Raw genomic sequence first — 19,747 nt, 5'->3', positions numbered from 1 at the left:
AACTACTCAAAATTCATTAAATCCTTTGCAAATTGCTTTTTAACATCGTCTTGAAAGCCTGCAAAATATCCTTTAGTTACGTTCAAACTGGAATGGTTTAAGGCATCGCTAATAAATTCCATAGACGCCCCTCTTCTAATTGCATTTGTAGCGAAACTGTGTCTTGCCCAATAACTGGAAATCTTAAATTCGAATCCTTGGGTTTTTGCCAACTTATTAAAATGTAGGTTAACAAAAGAAGTGAAGTTCTTGGTTTTGCGGTACTGTTCCATTGCATCATCATCCATTTTAAGTACGGGAAATATGTAGTTGTTCTTATTCTTATTTCCATACCTCTCAATAATGCTTAAAGCATATTCGTTTAGAAAAATGCTTATCTCCGTCAGATTACCTTTTTTAGTATTAATCGTCTTGGCACGAAAATAATTGATGCAATCTCCATCTAAATTATCCCATTTTAGTTGAATAATATCCTTTATGTTGGCACCATTGCATGCATAGCTAAAGAACCAAAAATCCTTTGCCATTTCTTGGTCCTTTGTTTGTGGTTCTGCATTAAACAATATCGCCAATTGTTGCTGGCTAAGTGCTTTTTTCTTCTTTTTAGTCGCAGGTATTTGATAAAGCCCTTTTCCTTTACCAAAAGGGTAGAGCTCCTGCTTTATGTCATTGTCTCTTATGGCATCGTTAAAAACGGTACGAAGCATTCTTAGGTAAATAGAGACTGTGGTGAGGCTTTGTTTCTGGTTCTTTACAATAAAAGTTTCATATTTTTCCAACCAATCAGCAGTGATGTCATAAAAGGTCAGGTTTTCAGGTAGGGTTTTATAGTTGGCAGTAACGAACTTGCTTAAAGATTTAAAACTTAAATCATAATTGCTCGCTGTGGATAGTTGTTCGTTGTAGTGCAAGGCTTCAATTTTATTTTTATAATGATGAGAAATGTTGATTGAAGCATTTTTCTTTGCGTACATCCTCCGCTCAAACTTTTCGAAAGTAAATGGTTCCAACTTCTTAGCTATACTTTCTGCATGAACTTTCAAAGCTTCCAACTCCAACTTGGTATCCTTCTTAAACCCTTTGAGGTTTTTATTATAGATGAATCGTTCAAAGTCTTCCACGGATAAAGATCTTTTGGTAGAAAAGAGCTTGGATTTTTTAACCAAATTTGAGTAAACCCTTAACTTTATGGAATAGGTATTATCAGTTCTCTCGAACCTCTTGTCCAGATAATAAGAAATGTTGTAATCCATCCATTTACAATTTTAATTCAACCAAATACTTGCACAAAACTTGCATTATTTTTCAATAAATTGCACAAAATGGCGAGAGGTAAATATAAATAAAAAATTTGTAAATATCTGATAATCAAGTTATTGATAAATAACAATAAATAACTACAAGTACATTTATACAACTTCTAAGCAGACGGTCGCAGGTTCGAATCCTGCTGCGATCACATATAAAAAAGGGCTTTCAAATACTGGAAGCCCTTTGTTTTACCTAAAATGTGCCTAGTTTTTTTTAAAGATGAGAATAAAAGCCTGTTTATGTATAGTTTTCAAAAAAAATGATTACTGAAAATCAGGTATTATAACTTTGACCTTTTTTAAATCATGTATTTATACCTTTTTTCTGCCAGTTTATAATTTGGCCATTTAGGGGTATATGCCTCTTTTTGAGCAAGACTACTTTTGATAGAAAACAATTATGAGACTTCTTAAAATGAAGATTGACAAAATGATTATTATGCTATCGGTAACCTTTGTGCTTTATTCTTGCCAAAATGATGATGGCTCGGATGCTAGTACTACATCACTTGGCATTTCATCAGATGTTTTGAATACATCTGTTTTCTATGAGCAGACAATTTTCAATGGCGGTGCAAATGGTAATATCAATGTTTTTAACAGCACTGACAACACCATATATCTACAATCATACAGAAACGGATCTGATGAGACCGATGGCTACTGGTCGATACCTATGACAAATGTCGATTTAAATAATATTGCATTGCCCTATACCCTTCAAAGGTCTGAAGGGGCCGTATCGTGGGTGGATAATACTGTCAAAGGCCTCCAACAATCCTGTTCTGACCCAGCTGCAATTTGCTTTTATAATGGCACTACGGAAAGGGATGAAGTGGAAATTCGAATTATAAAAATAGAAAATAATATCATTGAGGGCACTTTTAGTGGCAGGATATATCATATAACAATAAACCCAACAGTAATAAGGGCTACGAATGACTATGTGGATATTGAAAATGGAATTTTTTCTGTAAGATTCCAGAGCAATTAGTGTATTTTAATTGCTTAGATCCGCCCATAGATAGGTAATGTAATATCTTCCAGGGCCCTTTTCAAGCTTGGGGTATTATTTTTTATCCATATATGTATACCATTTTGTTGACCAACGAACACTGCGATGGTCCATAACCTCACCGGTGACCAAATGGCGTGTCATCATATCGTTTACACCATTGGTGGAGACGATTAAACTCCATTCCAAATTTTCCTTTAGAAGAATGTGCCCCTTATCAAAAACCGGAACTTGCCCCACGATGGGATCGATTTGTGCGGTGACATGATTTCCGCTTGGGGAATTTAGAATGGTCAGGTATTTGGCTTCTGTCAAATGCTCGACAAAAACTTTGGAATCGTCTTGGCGTTTCATTTGGAAATAGATTCGGATTTCTTTGCCTAGTCTGATGGCTTCCATGAGTTCTTGGAGTTCTCCTTCTATTTTATTGCCATTTTTATCATTGTAATAGACCAATTTCCAATCCTTTTGCGCATTCAGCGATAGGGATATGAACATGGCAATGATCATTAAGATAGTACTTCGTAACATTTTCATATTTTAAATAAAGTGGTTGTACTGAATCCTTTTCACCCTGGCTCATAGAAGCTTCCAAAAACCAGGTAATGCGATGGTATTATGGTAAGTCTTTAATAAATTCACCCGACTTACGATCAAATACTTTGGCATAAAACGATAGCTGTTCATTGTGAAAGAATTTTTGTTCTTTTAAAATACTACTTTTTTATTGTTGATCAATGACATCTACCTTTGCCTTGGGCAAAAACATAAGTGGTATTATTTATTTTCCATTTTCCATTGATTAGATTTTGAATGTTGATAGGGTAATAATCAGTCTTTCCATAGGCATCCACAATTTCGAGATAATACCCCGCTTGGTATTCCAAAACCTTCCATTGGCCTGAATTTTCTGCTACTCCAGCACCATTTGCCCTATTGTTCCGATTACTGGTATTCCCAGTACCCTTTACCGTGTAAGAGCCATCATAGCTATAATAGTAAGTGCCGCCAGGGCAGAAATCCACATAGGTAATGGCACTGGCCATACTGTCACTCAAATAGGAAGATTCAGAATAGATGACCAATTGGGCATTATCGATGTACTCCGTCAGTCTTTCCATATTATCCTGCGCCCGCACACATACCAATCCCAAGATTATTAATATGTAGGAGAATCTGTTTTTCATTTTCTGATTTTCAATTAGTAATCCACTTAGTTATATTGTCTTTTAATATTGTAAAATAATTGGCAACATCCTAAAACCCTCATTTCACTTTGAATGACCTATTAAAGGCTGATAATGGCCCAATGGAGACATCTAGCTACCTTTGGGCCTCTTTTACACCAAAACACTGAATTAACCCATCTTTATGCCTTTTCAAAAATATAATATTGGCCTTATGGTGATTAAACCTGTGGTGTTAATCTGAGATATGGCTTTACTTCCTTGAATCCCTTGGGGAACATTTTCTCGGCTTCTTCATTGCTCACCGATGGCAATATGACACAATCGTCTCCTTTTTTCCAGTTTGCCGGTGTGGCAAGCATCTCATATTGAGTCAATCGTAAGGAGTCAATAACCCGTAAAAGTTCATCGAAATTTCTTCCGGTTGATGCTGGATAGGTCAAAATAAGCTTCACCTTTTTATCGGGAGCGATAATAAATATAGACCGTACAGTCATGGTAGCATCATCATTTGGATGTATCATGCCATATAGCTCAGAAACCTTTCGACCCTCATCGGCTATCAAAGGAAAGCTTACCTCAGCATTCTGGGTTTCTTCAATGTCTTTGATCCATTTCATGTGCGAGACCATGGGGTCTACACTTATGGCAGCTACCTTTACGTTTCTATTTGCGAACTCATCCCCATAGTTGGCCATGGTTCCCAGTTCCGTAGTACAGACTGGAGTAAAGTCAGCTGGATGGGATACCAACATCCCCCACGCATCACCAAGCCATTCGTGAAAATTGATTTCTCCCTGTGTACTCTCAGCCACAAAATTTGGAGCAATATCTCCTAATCGTATTGCATTCATTTTTAATCTATTCTTTAGGTTAATTTTTTTTAATAATTTGAATTGGGTTCAAATCCCAAGGTATTATTTTGCATTTAGATTTGAATTTAATCCCCAGAGTTAGCAACATCAGGTGTATTTCCATCAGTGGACAATTCCCTATGGTCACCAATGTCATAGCAACCATCATCGTCCTTATCGCAGCAAAAAAGCGATACGCTCAATAACATCAAAACCAAAATGGACAGTACTTTTTTCATAATCGTTCTTTTAAAAGGTTATGGATCAAAAATAGATGTGCTACTGCAGCAATTTTTAACCATAAATCGGCAAAAATTGAAATACCAGAAAACAGGTAAGAGAACTATTATTTTTATAGAGGTTAAATCGGGACAGTGTCATAGAGGAGACCATCCCCGAAAGAATAGCTTGTATTCCCCCTTATACGTAGACCAGATATTGATATATTTTCGCTTACTGGTGGTTTCACCATTTTCAACGATTTCGAAGTTCCCAAATTCCACTAAACTATTACCAAGATTTGCCCGTTTATCGATATTTACCTTCCAGGACGTTACATCGTTCTTATCCAAGAAGGATATGATTAATTTCCCTACGATATCCTTTCCTGAGAACGCCCCCCCCGATGGTGGATGAAACATCACCTCCGGGTGTAGCATATTGATAAGTGCATCGGTGTTTTCTTCTAGCACAGCAGAACGATAGGTCTCGGAAAGCTGTCCAACTAAATCAGTGTTCCGTTCATTTTCCGCTTGGGCATAAGTTGCAGCGGAAAGTAGGATCATAACAATAAAAAGTTTTCTTTTGAAAAATACCATGATTAATTTTAATACAAAATTAGTCAGGCCTAAAATGAGTGCTCTAACCCGAAATAGCCAAATTATCAACTGGCGGTAAATAGGTAGGCAAATTCTGCTATTAATAGATTAGTCCTCTATGAATGGCATATTTCACCAATCCAGCAGAATTCTTCAAGCCCAATTTGAGTAGAATGTTTTTGCGATGCGATTCAACCGTGTGTTTGCTCAGATATAATTTTTCGGCGATTTCTTGAGTGGTATACCCATCGGCTATGAGTCTTATAATCTCCTTTTCCCTAGGTGATATTCCTGTTGAAATTGTACCTTCTTTAAGATTATCCATCACAATTTTCATAGTTTCAGGTGAATGGTAGCTACCAGTTTGATGTACCCTATCAATGGCTTCCAACAAGGTGGTTTTCCCTACATCCTTTGGGAGATAACCATCAGCTCCAGCCTTGAAAATATTTTTGATGAACTGCGGTGTGGAATGCATCGTTAAAACAAGTATTTTCAAATCGATGGATAGCTCTTTTATTTTCTGTATGGTATCGAATCCATCCATCTCTGGCATTTCGATGTCCAAAATCAGAACATCGGCAGGTGTATCCAAAAGCAGGTCTAAGAGCTCCTTACCATTATTGGCTTGGGCAACAACAGCGACATGATTGCCCTGTGACAATAAGGAAACCAATCCTTCCCTAAACATGGTATGGTCATCTGCAAGCGCAACTCGTATCATATTACATCGGTATTTGAATACTTATTATGGTGCCCCTCCCAGTAACAGAATCAATATTCAAAGTTCCTTTAAGTTGGGATACCCTTGATTTTATATTTTCAATGCCCATGCCCGAACGTGTTTTGTCACTATCCATTCCTATACCATTGTCCTCAACCATTAAACTTAGATACTTTCGATGTTTGTTCAAAGAGATATTCAATTGATCGGCTTGGGCGTGTTTGATCACATTTTGAACGGCCTCCTGAATAATCCTGAATAAATGTATCTCTTTGTTGGGATTTATGCGTTCTTCCATATTGAACGTGTAGAGGTCAGCTTCCAATGAGGTTTTTTTTAGACCCTCAAGAGTGGTATGAATTGCTGGCACTAATCCAAACTTGACCAATTCGCCCGGCATTAAGTTGTGTGCTATCCGGCGTACGTCATTTGCGGTTTGTGAAAGTGCTTGAATGGAATCTTGAATGTTTTTGTTCTTTTCATCCTGATTTTCACTAACGCATTGCAGTGTATTCTTGGCCAGGGCCAAAGAACCACCAATGCTGTCATGAAGATCTCTGGCAATGCGATGTCTCTCGGCAATTTGAGTTTCGGCGATGGTCTCTATTAACTGTCGCTGCTTACGATTTTTATGGTATTGCATAATGATCATAATGCCTGCTCCAAGAATTATAGTGACTCCTAAGAGCCCATACGATAGTCGTCTGATTCTTGCTCTTTGCTGGGCCAACTTGGCATCAGTGCGTAACTTTTGTTGGGAAAGCAACAAAATATCATTTTCCTTTTTCTCAGATTCATATTTGATTTCCAGTTCACTTATATCCTTTAGATGCTCTTGATTTATGATGCTGTCTTTCCATGCTGTATATGACTTTTGGTGCTGCAATGCCAGTAAAGGGCTACCACTACGTTCATAAACATTGGCCAACCTCAGATGGTTGTCGCGTACAACATCCCTATTATCAAGTTTTTCTGCAATTGCCAAACTCTTTTCATAGTTTGCAATGGAGGGGGCAAAATCTCCCTGTTTAGCGTACAGATTTCCGAGATTGTGCAGTGCACTGGTCATGGTTGATTCATCACCAATAGCTTGGGCGGCATTCAGACTTTTGAGATAATAATATTGTGCAAACGAATGATTTCCTAATTCTTCATAAAGTGCACCAAGATTATCATAATTTCTTGCCATCCCTCTTTCATCATTCAAATTATCAAGTAGTTTATTGGAACGTTCGTAAGCTTCAATGGCCTCCTTAAAATCACCTTGGTGCTTGTTTATAATGCCAAGGTTGCCGAGCGTAAATGCCATTCCTCTTTCGATAGTATGTTTTTTACACAGATCAAATGATTTGGTCATAAACTCCTTGGCTTTGGGCCAATTCTCCATTTTAATATAGGTAATCCCAATATTGTTGAACACCTTCGCCATTCCTCCTTCCAAATTATTGGAAGTACAGACTTTTTCAGCCCTCCTATGGGCAGCTATGGCTTTGGCATATTCACTCTTATAATAATGTGCAGTGCCCTGCATAGAGTAAACATCGATTAAAAGTTTAGGGCCAAGATGTTTTTTTACTCCTAGGGCTTTATGCACATAGTGGAAGACACTGTCATAATTATTGGCAATCAAATGCCGCTCAACTTGAGCTGCTATTATTTTTCCTGTTAAGGTGCTAGACAAGTCCTTTTTTGTAAATGTAACTGCCCGATCTAGGTGTAATTGGGCCGAATCGGAATGTACACCCATTAACCTTTTATAAAGGGCTAAATTCAAAGTGGCAGCATCTTCTTGATTTTTGACTAAAGAAAGGGTAATTCTAAGACTATCAATTGCTTCTTTTTCTTGGGATTGAAGAGGTAGCATTGCCATCACTAAAAAAAAGTATGGAATGAGTACGCGCACGATGGACTTATATTCTGGAATTTCTACCCAAAGGTAGATGTAATGAATGCTAAGTTTTGTTAAACTGTATTAACTTCCATATAATACACTTGAATGGTTAAATTAACACCATGAATGGTATTCGGTTATATTATTTGTCCACCCGTGTCCACTTTTTTGCCGTAAAAAAAGCAAGGAACTCAGCCAGCCAGATATGGTAAATTACGATAGCACAGACGCTTACCAAAGGTTAAAAAAAGACCCAGAATTTGTAGCGTTGAAAAAGCTAAGGTCAGAAGCCATTGACGTTGCCGGTATCGATGGCGAAGTCATTGACGGAGCCTTAAAGTAAAGGAAGGGTTGGGAATCGTCTGTATATGATTGCTTTTCGGATCTATTCCGGGGTTTGCGTATAGCAATTCAAGAAATAAAAGAAATGGGCAAAAACAAGATCGTATTTGTGATAAAGATTTTCGATACAATGACATTTCGGGTTTACGTTAATTAAAATCTTCGCTACTTTCTGTAATCGTCTGTTCTAAAATTAATGTCCCAGACAGTATGATGATTTAAGTGCTGGATGGCTCCAAAAAGAAGTTGGAGGGTTCTATTTGCGTATTGGATTGCAAGAGCATTAGGCAAATTATTATTACATTGTTTTTGACTAAATAGTTTGTAAAGTGACTTATTTTGATGTAGTGACAAGTGCAGGACATTCCATAGCTGTTACCAGTTATGGCCTGCCAAAAAGTAATAGTATATTGGTGATTGCACCAGCAACGGGAGTGAAGCAATCTTTTTATGGCCACTTCGCAGAATATATGGCTCGGCATGGAATTTGGGTACTTACTTTTGATTATATGGGCATAGGGGATTCATTGAGGGGCCCTATTACACAATTGAAGGGAAATGCACAAGAGTGGGGAAGTGTGGACTTGGAAGCAGTGCTTTCTTTTGTGATGGATGAAAATCCTCATGGAGCGCTCTGTATCCTAGGACATAGTATAGGTGGGCAACTTATTGGCTTGGCACCGACCTCTAGAAAGGCCAGCCGGATAATCTTGGTCGGAGCCCAATCTGGTTATTGGAAGTTTTGGCCCGGTCTATCGAGGATAAAAATGTTGTTTTATTGGTATTTTCTCCTACCCTCCTTGACATGGATGTTCGGATACTTTCCGGGAAAGAAGATTTTGGGGATGGAGAATTTGCCCAAGAACATGGCCCTTCAATGGAGATATTGGTGTACCCTTCCAAACTATATTTTAGACGATGTTCCGCCAGAACAACTTTTTTACAAGGACATAGATGCGAGATTGTTGGTCATTAGTATGGAACGGGACACTTTTGCACCTCTCGCCGCGGTAGAGTACTTGTCAAACTGCTACGGATCTGAGAATCGTAAACGCCTCCATATCCACAATCGGGATTACCAAATGGGAAATATTGGACATTTTGGTGTTTTCAAGAAGAAGATGAAAGAATCACTTTGGCCTGTATTGCTACATGAAATCCAATTATCCAATCCACAATGAAAATCACAACTGGTTTCAACAGCTGACTAGGCTTGTTTCCTATGGGTCTGCTACTAGGTACTGATTCTTGAAAACAAGTTAGATTATGAATAGGAATTTGTTATGCCCTCCGGTTCGACCTTATCCTATTTGCAGATGGAGGTCATAAAAAGAAACCCATAATGGTTCATCAAAATTCATTGTAACAGATTTGCCCAAAGTATGATCTGAAAAACTATCGAAGTTCTCCTCCCCATTTTCTGCCAATTTAGAATATAACCATTTAAGGGTACACCCTCTTTTTTTGACATGACTATTTTTGAAAAATTAATCATGGTCACTGCATTGTCATGATAAATAAAAGTGAATTATTAGCAAAAGGATTGAATGAATACTAACGATAAATATAAAGCATGAAACTGAGTCACATAATGCTATTCCCAAGCTTAATTTTACTTATTTCTTGTGCCGGCAAAAAAGAGGTCGATGCAACTCCTTCAGAAGTAATTGCCAAAGTGAGAAAAGCCGCTCGGCTCATAGAAGATAAAGGTTTGGAGGGATTAGAGGTGCTTAGGGACCCTCATTCTGAATTTAGTTGGAAAGATACCTATGTGTTTTCATTTAACTGTGCTGAGGACAAGGTCTTGGCAAATGCAGCTTTTCCAGAAAAGGTAGGTGGCGACATTAAACAACATACCGATTACAATGGGTTTCGGTATGGTTTGAAAATGTGTGAGGAAAGCGATAGTCCAAACGGGGTCTGGGTAGAATATATCTGGCCAAAGCCAAGTGGTGGACAACCCTTGAGAAAAATAAGCTATGTGTTGACTGTAAAAAATCTAAATATTCAGGTAGGTGCCGGAATTTACAATGAAGAAATCAGCATGACTGAATTGAACCAATTGATTCAATGAGGATGGAATTAATTATTTAGTGCGACGTTTTAAAATGACATTAAACGAACATTTTTTAACTGTCTCAACTGTCTCAACTGTCTCAACTGTCTCAACTGTCTCAACTGTTTCAATTGGGTATGGAAAAGCGCTGTATTTTGTAATATTGGATGCGCCTGAAAAAACATTAAATTCGTATAGTAGGTGGAACAGATATATGATCAAAAGTCTTGTTCCTAGATTATAGCTTATTGAAATGTTGAGAGAGGAATCAAAAGTAACGATATATATGGTTTCTAGCCTAGACGGTTTTATAGCTAGGAACGATGGGAAGTGTTTCGTGGATGAAATCGACGGATACTTATGAACTTGGTGTAATGTTGACCGATGAATATATTTCAGAGTTTCTTGATTCCATTGATTGCTATGTGATGGGTTCACATACTTATGAACATGCATTAGAAGTTGGTTGGCCATATGATGAGACGCCAGTTTATGTATTGACCAACAGAAACCTGGTAAACAACAAGAAAAATGTCGAATTCTGCTCTGGTGATTTGAAAAAGCTCATCGATGGTCAGTTAAAATCAAATCACAGGAACATTTGGATGGTTGGTGGAGCTTTGCTAACTAAGGAATGTCTACTACTGAAATTAGCAGATTAAATAGTAATATCAATTATACCCATTATTCTAGGTGATGGAATATTGTTTTTTGACCATATTGGTCAAGAACAACTACTACATCTTAAAGATACAACTGCGTTTAAAGATGGAATGGTAGAATTAACATACGAAGTAATAAAATAAATAAAGTATATTCTATGCAGACCGTTCGAATCTAAAATCTGAGTGAAGTCCTTCAAAATGGTAGTTTTACAAAACTTAGCTCGCATTACTTCGTGCATATTCTTCAAAGTGATTTTAGCCTTCAAAACCTAACATTTCTTCTTAAGAGACAATTAACAAAATGTTAAACAACAACCATTTGGTTGCCATTTGTGGTTTTATGCTTAAATTAGCAACCATATAGTTGCATTATTAATTTAAACCAAAATGAAATGATAGAACAAAAAACAAGCGTCAAAGCAGAACTATTAAGCAGTATGTTCGAGTTCCAGGGTAAAATTTTTGATAACGCCTTTGAAAACTTGACCGAAGAACTTGCCTTAAAGTGTCCCTCAGAACATTCAAACCATTCAAATTGGTTGCTGGGGCACATTCTTCATAGCAGGTATATGCTAGCAAACATGCTAGGAGACGGGACCATTAATCCTTTTGGAGAGATTTATTGGAAGAGTATTGAAAACGGAGATTACCCGACAATCAATGAAATATCCAAAAGCTTCGCCAAAGCCGGTAGGGAACTGAAGGAAAAACTTTTAGGGACAAGCGATGCAGAACTTGAGGCAAAACCTGCTCCCGACAAGCCTGCTTTAATCGATATTGTATCTTTTTTCTTGTATCATGAAGCTTATCATCTAGGGCAATTGGGTTATGCCAGAAAAATTATAGGACTTGAAGCAATGAAATCTCACTAAAATGAAAAAAAGAACAGCATTAATTCTAGCAGTATTAATGGCTCAATTTATTGTGGCCCAAGATTTCAATGCCAGCATGGCGGAAATAATGAAAAATATGAAAGATTATACCATCGAGATGGTAAATCTAATGCCCCAGGAAAAATTCGACTATAAGCCAACGGATTCGGTAAGGACTTTCAGGGAACAAGTCCAGCACATGATCGGAACCAATCATTTTTTGTTAAATTATTACCTCAAAGGCAATGAAGAATCATCAAGGAAAGAAGATTTTCAAAAAGCATTTTCTTATGCCGGCAAAATGCGAAAATCGGAACTAAACCAACTTCTAGAAGAACAGTTCGATCAATCTATCTCATTTTTTAGCAATGCTTCAGCAGAGCACTATGGCAGAACCTTTATTTTTGGGACACTGGATGAACCTGTGGTCAAAGATTATTATACGGCCTGTATGCTTGTGAGGGATCACATTACCCACCATAGGGCCCAATTGATTGCATATTTACGACAGAATAGCATCAAACCTATCCAGTTTAGGGGGTTTTAATAAATAAAAGGGAGGCTCTAAATGACCTCCCTTTTATAAACTCAATACCAGGTAAAACATCTTATGTTATTTCTTAGGTCTTTGCGTTAAAAATTTATCCAGTGATTTGATTTTATCGTCCCAAAACTTGTCATAAACCAAGAGCCAATTTCTTATTTCATTTAATGGGGTTGGATTGGATTCACAAAAACGCTCTCGCCCTTTTTCGAAGGTCTTGACCAATCCTGCCTCTTCCAACAATTTTATATGCTTGGTCACTCCTTGTCGGCTGATTTCAAAATGCTCTGTAATCTGTGCAATCGACATAGCAGCACTTGCTGCCATAAGAACATGAAAAACTTCCCTTCGGGTGGGATCACTAACTGCCTTAAAGACTTTATTTATGGTTTCTTTCGAGGACATTTATTTTCGGGATAAATATTTTTCAAGATTTTCAACACACGAGTCCCACCCACCTTTGAAATTATTGAACATCATTACTGCCGTATCTCCCGGATAGTTGCTGATTCCAGAATGTTCCAAGGTCAATAGGGTTCCTTTGTCATGTTCTTCCAACTTCCAGCTTACCGTGGTTTCCACATCTGTCCCACCTACAATCCAAGTATATACCAGTTCATAGACAGGGTTTGCTTTTAAGACTTCGCCTGAAACAATAGTTTGTTCGTGGGTAAATTTATACTTATATCCCTTCTCGGCTTTAAAGTCGGCCTTGATGAACCAAGCGGAAATTTCCTCCGCAATCGAAATGGCATCCCATACCTGTGAAATGGGACTTTCTAACCAGTGTTTCTTAATTATGGTATCCATCTTAAAAAGATTTTAGCAACTATATGGTTGCTAATTTAAATAAAACTTACTTGTTCTCAAAACCATTTAGGCATAAGAAAGGATAATCAAGAATTAAGGCACGAATCCAAATTTTAATCATTGTTATATTTTGAATGAGGTTTGCGTTAAATTGGTCTAACTTTCACTAGCCCAGTAAAAGGAACATTTATTGGAACTTTTTTAAGTCCTTTCAATTGGCCATTTTATGTTACTTAATAAGTAACATTAGAGGAAACTCATTTTAAGATTAATTTAAGCAGTTTACATTGTGGAAAGTATTTTTTGAATAAAAAAAGTCCCGTATGACATAAAAAAGTAAAACTTGTTTCAAGCTAAAAGTATCTTAGGAATCTGATTCACCATCTTATATGGAAAGGTATTCCCGCTTGGCTTTTCTCTTTTTCGTATTCTGTTTAAATTCGTATTCTCAAATTGGAAAATATCCTGTTGGAAGAGTTTTAGATTCAATACCTGTTTCACAGAATACAACAGAATCTTTTGCTTTATATCTGCCAAAAACCTACAATCCGAATATATCATCTCCGATAGTTTTCATTTTTTCATCCAGCCGCCGAAGGTAAGCATGGCATACATTGGTTTATAAAGTCGGCAGAACAATACAATTACATTTTGGTCTGTTCCAATGATTCTAGAAATGCCCTCTATGATGAAAATTTTGAGGTTTCAAATAGATTGTTCGGCAAAGTTTTCACTGAATTCAATATAGACTCCAATAGGATTTACACTACCGGGTTTTCCTGCGGAGCACGCCTAGCATCAACTATTGCAGTTTTCACTAAAAAAATTCAAGGAGTAGTAGCATGCGGTGCTGGTTTTTCAAACTATGGCGGCCATTTGCCTGGCCATGAGAGTTTTTCTTGCGCTGCTGTTATTGGAAATGAGGACATGAATTTTATAGAGATTAAAAAGACAGAGGGATGGCTCGATAGGCTGTGGGGATATCTAATGAAATATTCGTTCATAAAATGGGTCATGATTAGCCTTCCCAAAGCCATATTCTTCATGTATTTCATTGACTTGAACTAGAAGCTGATAGAAAGGGACTAATAGACTTGGATAGTGAAAATTTAGATAAAATCTCTTCCGATTTCATAAATGAAGCCACAGCTCATGAAGAAAAGGGAAATCTTGTTTTAGTATACAATGAATATAATCGGATGGTAAGGAATCTCAGCGGTTATACAAATCTTGACAGTATAGCGAGAAAAGTAAGAAGCATCGAAAACAACAAATCTTATATACGCCAATTAAAAATAATTAAGCATAATATTAGGTTAGAACAGCAATTACAAAAATTCTATTATAAAAAATTGGAGAAGAATTTTTTAAACCAAAAAAACTTTGACTGGTGGAGCAAGGAGATCAATACCATCAAGTTAAGCCTAGACGATCCAACTTCGGAGAAAGCAAAAATGTCAAAAAGGTTATTGGCCAACGTTGGAGGCTATGCTTATGATTTGGCAAATACTGTAGAATCCAAATATGCTACCTTTTACTATGACATCTGCATTCTAATTAATCCCAATTATCCCCAAGCTTATTTCAAGCAAATTGCAAATTATTCAAAAAACAATGACAAGCTGTGGATCTATGGAGGTATCCATGATAGTGGTCAGTCCACTAGAATTTTCAGTTCCGACGATGGTATAATTTGGATGGAAGAGACAGAAACAACTCCGTTTATTCAGTACCAATCCTTAAAGTTTACGGTTCTGGGCGATAAGATATTTAGGATTGCCGGTTATACGAGTGAAATTGATGACCTCTCCCTGGAACGCAATGTGTACAGCAGTATCAATGGTCTGAGTTGGGATTTGGAGACAGAGAACCACGGATTTGAAACCAAGTACAGCTTTCAGGTCCAAAGCTTGAACGGCATACTCTATAGCATAGAGCCCTATCCAGATCCTGACATTGATGGGATCGGTACAAGAACAAGTATGGATGGAACCAACTGATCCGACCCTATTGTATCAAATATTCGGGAGAGGGGCATAAACGCTGTAAGAAAAGTGGTGACAGACGATACAATTATATTGATGAGTACTCTTGTGGATGGCCCCAACAACAGTTCTACTTTTTATGAATCTTCAACCGGAGAAGATTGGGAATTAGCAACAACAATTGGTTCGGTACCCATAAGGGCTATTTTTTATTCACTGGTCAATCTAAATGGAGAACTGTTTGCAATTGGAGGAACACACCGAAGTAATTTTAGCTCAACGAACCATACCGTTTGGAAACTTAATTGATGGAAGCGTACTATTTTGAATCCTGTAAAATCTGAAAATACACCCATTGGATTTTTCTTTTGTAGGTTAATATATGGCAATAAGACGGTAGAAGGCAATAAAATTTGGCTCACATTAAGCCAAACGGTGTGCTTTTTTATGACTTATTAGTTCTTAAGTGATAAACATTAGAGTGATATTAAACGGGATATCGAGACGTCTTAAATAAAAGACATTTTATAAAAGAAGAAAGTCGTTGTACGCTATGGTAAGAGAAGGTCTAATCAATAGGGCGAAAGGAGGGAGGTTCAGTACCGTCCTAAATATTACGAAACAGATTTATTTACGAACAGAGATGAATAAACCTAAGGAATCATCTTGTTCAATCCTCTATACAATAGCTCTTAACCTTCCACAATTGACATTTAAAGAGTTATTACTAAGGCTTCCATTAAGGAATAACATTATACCCAATAAACTTTAAAACAGCAAGTTGACATCTATTTTTAAGGCTTTTACAACATATTTCTTCAAAATCACAATATAACAAATGAGGTGCTGGTTATATGTTAACAAAAATATTAACAAGTATTATCTTACTTATATTGAATGAATTAGAATGCATACGTTGCTATTCTTGTGAGTTTTAATAATCACAATGAGAAATGAACTTTTCTCCTTCATGTTCATGATAGAAAGTTATAGTGATTCATTATTGAATTAATGGTTGCCAATGGATAATCAAATGATGTTAAACTGGTTTGTACCTCATTAGATTTGGTTTGAAAAGGAAGATTGGTATAATGGGGCAAACGAAATAAACAACTTTATTAAGTTATCGGATGGAGGAAAAACCAAGTTTGGACTATATCAATCAAATTTGTGGTGGAGATGCGCATTTCAAGAAAGATCTTATTGATATTTTTAAAAGGGAAATTTCAAAGGAAATTGAAAGCTACCAACTATATCTTAAGAATGGAAACTACCTCAAAACGTCAGAAGTTGTTCATAAGTTAAGTCATAAAATAAAGATCTTAGACTTAAAAAATGGATTTAAAATCGCTGAAAAGTATTGTATTCAACTAAAGGATAGCAATCAAAGTTTAAAAATAGATTTTGAACGCATATTGGCTACCATGTTACTTTTTATAAAAAAGGCATAATATGAATTGTATTATTATAGACGATGAGGAGACATCTAGAACCATTCTTGGGCGACTCAGTAAAAACAATCCCAATATAGAAGTTCAGGAAATTTTTCATAGTGCCGTGAATGCAATTACTTATCTTAATGACTATTCCACTGACCTTGTTTTTTTGGATATACATATGCCAATATTTACGGGTTTGGACTTTATTAAGACAATCAAGGACCCACCACAAATTATAATGACAACCGCAGATCAGAATTATGCCCTAGAGGCTTTTGAATACGGATGTATAATAGATTATATCGTTAAACCTGTTTCGCAAGAACGTTTTGACAAAGGTGTAGAACGGGCACTTTCAACATTTCAAAATACTAAAGCTACGTTCGAAAGCCCAGTTCCCGATGAGTCTATTGAGGAACTATATATAAATATAGACCGTAGATTGGTGAAAATTGATATCCCCTCTATTACATCAATAGAAGCAAAAGGAGATTATATCTTTATGAAAACGAATGATAAAAATTACATGGTTCATTCTACCTTAAAAAAAATAAACAATAAACTTCCTCAAGATATATTTTTTAGGGTACACCGGTCATATATAATCAACACAAAGAAAATAGTTGACATTGAAGATCATAGCGTTTTGATAGGTAAGGATGTAATTCCGGTAAGCCGGCCGAACAAGCCGGAACTGATGAGGCGGCTAAACCGACTCTGATACCATCAAATTTAATTGCACCTTCCTTATGGAAATGCCCCCACGGCCTTTTGGAAACAATCCTAGTTTTTCGTTCACCGCCCTATATCCTATTGGAAAGATGCCCAACCGTTCCTTGTGAACATGCTTGCTTTAACCAAACACGGTCCAATGTTTATGGAATGACCGGGAAAAGTGTGCTTTTTCGTTAGGCCTAAGGTGCAGACCGCCATGCCATCAGAACCCATATACCAATTTCCGCCCACCTGTTTTCCTTGAGCGCACCTATTTGGCCAATTGGATCAAAGCTTGTCCACCGATATCGATCATTTCCCAGTTTGGTTTATTGTAAAAATGCCCCGATTCACCTGCCCCAACATACGATCCATCGAAAAAAGCCCACCAACATTACAGAATCATCCTACATTTACATCGTTATTGGACCCAAATCTAATTATCATGAAAAATTTAAGTTTTATTATTTCAAAGACGGCACTGCTCACAACATTGTTCTTGAACGTATACATACTTCTTGTTCTGTAGTGGGCCGACAAATCTGACCACGATGTGAAACATACAGTGGTAGCATGTCATGCTCAACGGTTTGCAGAAATCGGGCTACGGCCATAGTGGTGCGGAAGATTGCACCGGCGAATCGATTTTAAATATTAATCTTTAAAAAAAACATTATGAACACCCTACAACTAATAAAAGAAATTTACACCCAGGGCTTTAACAACCTGGGCAGTAGAATCGTTAAAAATTATTTCAAGTTTTTCGCATGGTTCGGAATATCGATGTACGCGGTGGTACTGTACGCGTTCGTGTTCAGGGTTTCGACCGGATTTGCATTTGACTAGCAGCCATGTCCCAATGCATGTCATTGGCCATAAGGGGCACAAAAAGGAAATATTATCTATAAATCTTTATTAATATGGTATAAATCTAAATTTTGAGGTTATGTAGTTTTTTTTTAATTATCGTTAGATTAGGAATAGGCAATTTTGGCAATTGTTTTCAAAAAAGGGGAATATAGGGTTAAATATTCGTGATTTGAGCTATTTCTAACTCCTACAAGTGTAGAATAAAATATTGGCTATAAGGTTTCATTCTTTAATACCACTAAACCAAGAATTTGAAAAACACAATATTTTAGGTATACATTTTGGTTTCGGGCCATTGGACCCCTCCTACAGGAGGGGTCTTTTGATTTTTATGGGGTTCAAGGGAACAATCCATCGAAGATGCTAAAAGAATATCGGATTTCACCACTAGACCCTAATTGTGGAAAACTTGGAAAAGACAAAAGAGGGGCAACAAGAAAAACTTAGCGAAAAGCGCATTGGAAAATCAGTAAAGGGAAAAATATGGATATCCACTACACGACCCCTGAAAAAACTAACTTCACAAAAACACCATGAAGATCTTTTCACAGCGGCTCCTTTTTTTGCTCACAGAAGCTGCTCTGTTTTGGTAGTAGTAGATGGTAGCACAAGAATGACCTTTTGGAAACAATCCTAGTTTTTCGTTCACCGCCCTATATCCTATTGGAAAGATGCCCAACCGTTCCTTGTGAACATGCTTGCTTTAACCAAACACGGTCCAATGTTTATGGAATGACCGGGAAAAGTGTGCTTTTTCGTTAGGCCTAAGGTGCAGACCGCCATGCCATCAGAACCCATATACCAATTTCCGCCCACCTGTTTTCCTTGAGCGCACCTATTTGGCCAATTGGATCAAAGCTTGTCCACCGATATCGATCATTTCCCAGTTTGGTTTATTGTAAAAATGCCCCGATTCACCTGCCCCAACATACGATCCATCGAAAAAAGCCCACCAACATTACAGAATCATCCTACATTTACATCGTTATTGGACCCAAATCTAATTATCATGAAAAATTTAAGTTTTATTATTTCAAAGACGGCACTGCTCACAACATTGTTCTTGAACGTATACATACTTCTTGTTCTGTAGTGGGCCGACAAATCTGACCACGATGTGAAACATACAGTGGTAGCATGTCATGCTCAACGGTTTGCAGAAATCGGGCTACGGCCATAGTGGTGCGGAAGATTGCACCGGCGAATCGATTTTAAATATTAATCTTTAAAAAAAACATTATGAACACCCTACAACTAATAAAAGAAATTTACACCCAGGGCTTTAACAACCTGGGCAGTAGAATCGTTAAAAATTATTTCAAGTTTTTCGCATGGTTCGGAATATCGATGTACGCGGTGGTACTGTACGCGTTCGTGTTCAGGGTTTCGACCGGATTTGCATTTGACTAGCAGCCATGTCCCAATGCATGTCATTGGCCATAAGGGGCACAAAAAGGAAATATTATCTATAAATCTTTATTAATATGGTATAAATCTAAATTTTGAGGTTATGTAGTTTTTTTTTAATTATCGTTAGATTAGGAATAGGCAATTTTGGCAATTGTTTTCAAAAAAGGGGAATATAGGGTTAAATATTCGTGATTTGAGCTATTTCTAACTCCTACAAGTGTAGAATAAAATATTGGCTATA

The 19,747-nt window shown here is 37.1% G+C and carries 25 protein-coding genes; 15 read left to right on the top strand and 10 right to left on the bottom strand.

Going from position 1 to position 19,747, the window contains the following annotated elements; genetic code table 11:
* Positions 1 to 2: 2 nt before the first annotated feature.
* A complete protein-coding gene (locus FVB32_RS16085) occupies positions 3 to 1,253 on the bottom strand; it encodes a tyrosine-type recombinase/integrase (protein WP_147744849.1) in 1,251 nt (416 codons plus the stop codon).
* A gap of 472 nt (positions 1,254 to 1,725) precedes the next feature.
* Here FVB32_RS16085 and FVB32_RS16080 point away from each other — a divergent pair, with 472 nt between their 5' ends.
* Entirely contained in the window at positions 1,726 to 2,304 is a 579-nt protein-coding gene (locus FVB32_RS16080) for a hypothetical protein (protein WP_147744848.1), read from the top strand.
* A gap of 75 nt (positions 2,305 to 2,379) precedes the next feature.
* On the opposite strand, the gene FVB32_RS16075 is transcribed toward FVB32_RS16080, so the two are convergent.
* The 7 genes from FVB32_RS16075 to FVB32_RS16050 all read right to left on the bottom strand — a co-directional run bounded on the left by FVB32_RS16075 (position 2,380) and on the right by FVB32_RS16050 (position 7,811).
* On the bottom strand, positions 2,380 to 2,856 hold the full coding sequence (locus FVB32_RS16075; protein ID WP_147744847.1) for a hypothetical protein: 477 nt from the start codon (positions 2,854 to 2,856) through the stop codon (positions 2,380 to 2,382).
* A gap of 203 nt (positions 2,857 to 3,059) precedes the next feature.
* Positions 3,060 to 3,512, bottom strand: coding sequence for a hypothetical protein (locus FVB32_RS16070; protein WP_147744846.1), 453 nt, complete (start codon positions 3,510 to 3,512; stop codon positions 3,060 to 3,062).
* Between the two features lie 221 nt (positions 3,513 to 3,733).
* Positions 3,734 to 4,366: a peroxiredoxin gene (locus FVB32_RS16065; protein ID WP_147744845.1), complete on the bottom strand. Its 633-nt coding sequence runs from the start codon at positions 4,364 to 4,366 to the stop codon at positions 3,734 to 3,736.
* Positions 4,367 to 4,452: 86 nt separating this feature from the next.
* Complete coding sequence (locus FVB32_RS17810) at positions 4,453 to 4,605, bottom strand: hypothetical protein (protein ID WP_187269603.1); 153 nt, start codon at positions 4,603 to 4,605, stop codon at positions 4,453 to 4,455.
* 138 nt (positions 4,606 to 4,743) lie between these two features.
* Entirely contained in the window at positions 4,744 to 5,151 is a 408-nt protein-coding gene (locus FVB32_RS16060; RefSeq protein ID WP_147744844.1) for a nuclear transport factor 2 family protein, read from the bottom strand.
* Positions 5,152 to 5,284: 133 nt separating this feature from the next.
* Positions 5,285 to 5,908, bottom strand: coding sequence for a response regulator transcription factor (locus tag FVB32_RS16055; RefSeq protein WP_147744843.1), 624 nt, complete (start codon positions 5,906 to 5,908; stop codon positions 5,285 to 5,287).
* Between the two features lies 1 nt (position 5,909).
* The gene (locus FVB32_RS16050; RefSeq protein ID WP_147744842.1) at positions 5,910 to 7,811 is read right to left on the bottom strand and encodes a tetratricopeptide repeat-containing sensor histidine kinase; all 1,902 of its coding nucleotides are present in this window, start codon (positions 7,809 to 7,811) and stop codon (positions 5,910 to 5,912) included.
* Positions 7,812 to 8,004: 193 nt separating this feature from the next.
* On the opposite strand from FVB32_RS16050, the gene FVB32_RS17805 reads away from it, so the two are divergent.
* The 6 genes from FVB32_RS17805 (at position 8,005) to FVB32_RS16025 (ending at position 12,281) form a co-directional block, all read left to right on the top strand.
* Positions 8,005 to 8,142 (top strand): hypothetical protein, encoded by a 138-nt coding sequence (locus FVB32_RS17805; RefSeq protein WP_187269602.1) that lies wholly within the window; start codon positions 8,005 to 8,007, stop codon positions 8,140 to 8,142.
* 328 nt (positions 8,143 to 8,470) lie between these two features.
* On the top strand, positions 8,471 to 9,322 hold the full coding sequence (locus FVB32_RS16045; RefSeq protein WP_187269601.1) for an alpha/beta hydrolase family protein: 852 nt from the start codon (positions 8,471 to 8,473) through the stop codon (positions 9,320 to 9,322).
* Between the two features lie 392 nt (positions 9,323 to 9,714).
* On the top strand, positions 9,715 to 10,215 hold the full coding sequence (locus FVB32_RS16040) for a cache domain-containing protein (RefSeq protein ID WP_147744840.1): 501 nt from the start codon (positions 9,715 to 9,717) through the stop codon (positions 10,213 to 10,215).
* Between the two features lie 305 nt (positions 10,216 to 10,520).
* Positions 10,521 to 10,859, top strand: coding sequence for a dihydrofolate reductase family protein (locus tag FVB32_RS17830; protein ID WP_222707970.1), 339 nt, complete (start codon positions 10,521 to 10,523; stop codon positions 10,857 to 10,859).
* A gap of 395 nt (positions 10,860 to 11,254) precedes the next feature.
* Entirely contained in the window at positions 11,255 to 11,734 is a 480-nt protein-coding gene (locus FVB32_RS16030; protein WP_147744839.1) for a DinB family protein, read from the top strand.
* A 1-nt stretch (position 11,735) separates the two neighbouring features.
* Positions 11,736 to 12,281 carry a DinB family protein gene (locus tag FVB32_RS16025; protein WP_147744838.1) on the top strand — a complete coding sequence of 182 codons (546 nt, stop codon included), beginning with the start codon at positions 11,736 to 11,738 and terminating at the stop codon, positions 12,279 to 12,281.
* A gap of 66 nt (positions 12,282 to 12,347) precedes the next feature.
* On the opposite strand, the gene FVB32_RS16020 is transcribed toward FVB32_RS16025, so the two are convergent.
* Both FVB32_RS16020 and FVB32_RS16015 read right to left on the bottom strand, forming a co-directional pair.
* Entirely contained in the window at positions 12,348 to 12,683 is a 336-nt protein-coding gene (locus FVB32_RS16020) for an ArsR/SmtB family transcription factor (RefSeq protein WP_147744837.1), read from the bottom strand.
* Positions 12,684 to 13,088, bottom strand: coding sequence for an SRPBCC family protein (locus tag FVB32_RS16015; protein ID WP_147744836.1), 405 nt, complete (start codon positions 13,086 to 13,088; stop codon positions 12,684 to 12,686).
* Between the two features lie 651 nt (positions 13,089 to 13,739).
* Between FVB32_RS16015 and FVB32_RS16010 the strand changes: the two genes are divergently transcribed.
* The 8 genes from FVB32_RS16010 to FVB32_RS18035 all read left to right on the top strand — a co-directional run bounded on the left by FVB32_RS16010 (position 13,740) and on the right by FVB32_RS18035 (position 19,506).
* On the top strand, positions 13,740 to 14,156 hold the full coding sequence (locus FVB32_RS16010) for a hypothetical protein (RefSeq protein ID WP_147744835.1): 417 nt from the start codon (positions 13,740 to 13,742) through the stop codon (positions 14,154 to 14,156).
* Positions 14,157 to 14,182: 26 nt separating this feature from the next.
* Entirely contained in the window at positions 14,183 to 15,088 is a 906-nt protein-coding gene (locus tag FVB32_RS16005) for a hypothetical protein (RefSeq protein ID WP_147744834.1), read from the top strand.
* A gap of 81 nt (positions 15,089 to 15,169) precedes the next feature.
* Positions 15,170 to 15,382, top strand: a complete 213-nt coding sequence (locus tag FVB32_RS16000) for a hypothetical protein (RefSeq protein WP_147744833.1) — start codon at positions 15,170 to 15,172, stop codon at positions 15,380 to 15,382.
* 821 nt (positions 15,383 to 16,203) lie between these two features.
* Positions 16,204 to 16,524, top strand: coding sequence for an Hpt domain-containing protein (locus FVB32_RS15995; RefSeq protein ID WP_147744832.1), 321 nt, complete (start codon positions 16,204 to 16,206; stop codon positions 16,522 to 16,524).
* 1 nt (position 16,525) lies between these two features.
* A complete protein-coding gene (locus FVB32_RS15990; RefSeq protein WP_147744831.1) occupies positions 16,526 to 17,233 on the top strand; it encodes a LytR/AlgR family response regulator transcription factor in 708 nt (235 codons plus the stop codon).
* 668 nt (positions 17,234 to 17,901) lie between these two features.
* Positions 17,902 to 18,072, top strand: a complete 171-nt coding sequence (locus FVB32_RS18040) for a DUF6747 family protein (protein ID WP_317132220.1) — start codon at positions 17,902 to 17,904, stop codon at positions 18,070 to 18,072.
* A gap of 433 nt (positions 18,073 to 18,505) precedes the next feature.
* Entirely contained in the window at positions 18,506 to 18,733 is a 228-nt protein-coding gene (locus tag FVB32_RS15985; RefSeq protein WP_147744830.1) for a hypothetical protein, read from the top strand.
* Between the two features lie 602 nt (positions 18,734 to 19,335).
* Positions 19,336 to 19,506 carry a DUF6747 family protein gene (locus FVB32_RS18035; RefSeq protein WP_317132220.1) on the top strand — a complete coding sequence of 57 codons (171 nt, stop codon included), beginning with the start codon at positions 19,336 to 19,338 and terminating at the stop codon, positions 19,504 to 19,506.
* Positions 19,507 to 19,747: the final 241 nt, after the last annotated feature.

Source organism: Flagellimonas hymeniacidonis, assembly GCF_008040165.1.
Taxonomy (GTDB): domain Bacteria; phylum Bacteroidota; class Bacteroidia; order Flavobacteriales; family Flavobacteriaceae; genus Flagellimonas; species Flagellimonas hymeniacidonis.
This window is presented reverse-complemented; position numbering and strand designations above follow the sequence as displayed.

Bases quoted from the DNA above. Each gene is read 5' to 3' on its own strand.
- FVB32_RS18040 (WP_317132220.1), top strand. From the start codon at position 17,902: ATGAACACCCTACAACTAATAAAAGAAATTTACACCCAGGGCTTTAAC.
- FVB32_RS16075 (WP_147744847.1), bottom strand. From the start codon at position 2,856: ATGTTACGAAGTACTATCTTAATGATCATTGCCATGTTCATATCCCTA.
- FVB32_RS15995 (WP_147744832.1), top strand. From the start codon at position 16,204: ATGGAGGAAAAACCAAGTTTGGACTATATCAATCAAATTTGTGGTGGA.
- FVB32_RS16060 (WP_147744844.1), bottom strand. From the start codon at position 5,151: ATGATCCTACTTTCCGCTGCAACTTATGCCCAAGCGGAAAATGAACGG.
- FVB32_RS16025 (WP_147744838.1), top strand. From the start codon at position 11,736: ATGAAAAAAAGAACAGCATTAATTCTAGCAGTATTAATGGCTCAATTT.
- FVB32_RS16085 (WP_147744849.1), bottom strand. From the start codon at position 1,253: ATGGATTACAACATTTCTTATTATCTGGACAAGAGGTTCGAGAGAACT.
- FVB32_RS15990 (WP_147744831.1), top strand. From the start codon at position 16,526: ATGAATTGTATTATTATAGACGATGAGGAGACATCTAGAACCATTCTT.
- FVB32_RS16070 (WP_147744846.1), bottom strand. From the start codon at position 3,512: ATGAAAAACAGATTCTCCTACATATTAATAATCTTGGGATTGGTATGT.
- FVB32_RS16015 (WP_147744836.1), bottom strand. From the start codon at position 13,088: ATGGATACCATAATTAAGAAACACTGGTTAGAAAGTCCCATTTCACAG.
- FVB32_RS16020 (WP_147744837.1), bottom strand. From the start codon at position 12,683: ATGTCCTCGAAAGAAACCATAAATAAAGTCTTTAAGGCAGTTAGTGAT.
- FVB32_RS16030 (WP_147744839.1), top strand. From the start codon at position 11,255: ATGATAGAACAAAAAACAAGCGTCAAAGCAGAACTATTAAGCAGTATG.
- FVB32_RS16055 (WP_147744843.1), bottom strand. From the start codon at position 5,908: ATGATACGAGTTGCGCTTGCAGATGACCATACCATGTTTAGGGAAGGA.
- FVB32_RS17830 (WP_222707970.1), top strand. From the start codon at position 10,521: ATGGGAAGTGTTTCGTGGATGAAATCGACGGATACTTATGAACTTGGT.
- FVB32_RS16040 (WP_147744840.1), top strand. From the start codon at position 9,715: ATGAAACTGAGTCACATAATGCTATTCCCAAGCTTAATTTTACTTATT.
- FVB32_RS17805 (WP_187269602.1), top strand. From the start codon at position 8,005: ATGGTAAATTACGATAGCACAGACGCTTACCAAAGGTTAAAAAAAGAC.
- FVB32_RS16080 (WP_147744848.1), top strand. From the start codon at position 1,726: ATGAAGATTGACAAAATGATTATTATGCTATCGGTAACCTTTGTGCTT.
- FVB32_RS18035 (WP_317132220.1), top strand. From the start codon at position 19,336: ATGAACACCCTACAACTAATAAAAGAAATTTACACCCAGGGCTTTAAC.
- FVB32_RS16000 (WP_147744833.1), top strand. From the start codon at position 15,170: ATGAGTACTCTTGTGGATGGCCCCAACAACAGTTCTACTTTTTATGAA.
- FVB32_RS17810 (WP_187269603.1), bottom strand. From the start codon at position 4,605: ATGAAAAAAGTACTGTCCATTTTGGTTTTGATGTTATTGAGCGTATCG.
- FVB32_RS16065 (WP_147744845.1), bottom strand. From the start codon at position 4,366: ATGAATGCAATACGATTAGGAGATATTGCTCCAAATTTTGTGGCTGAG.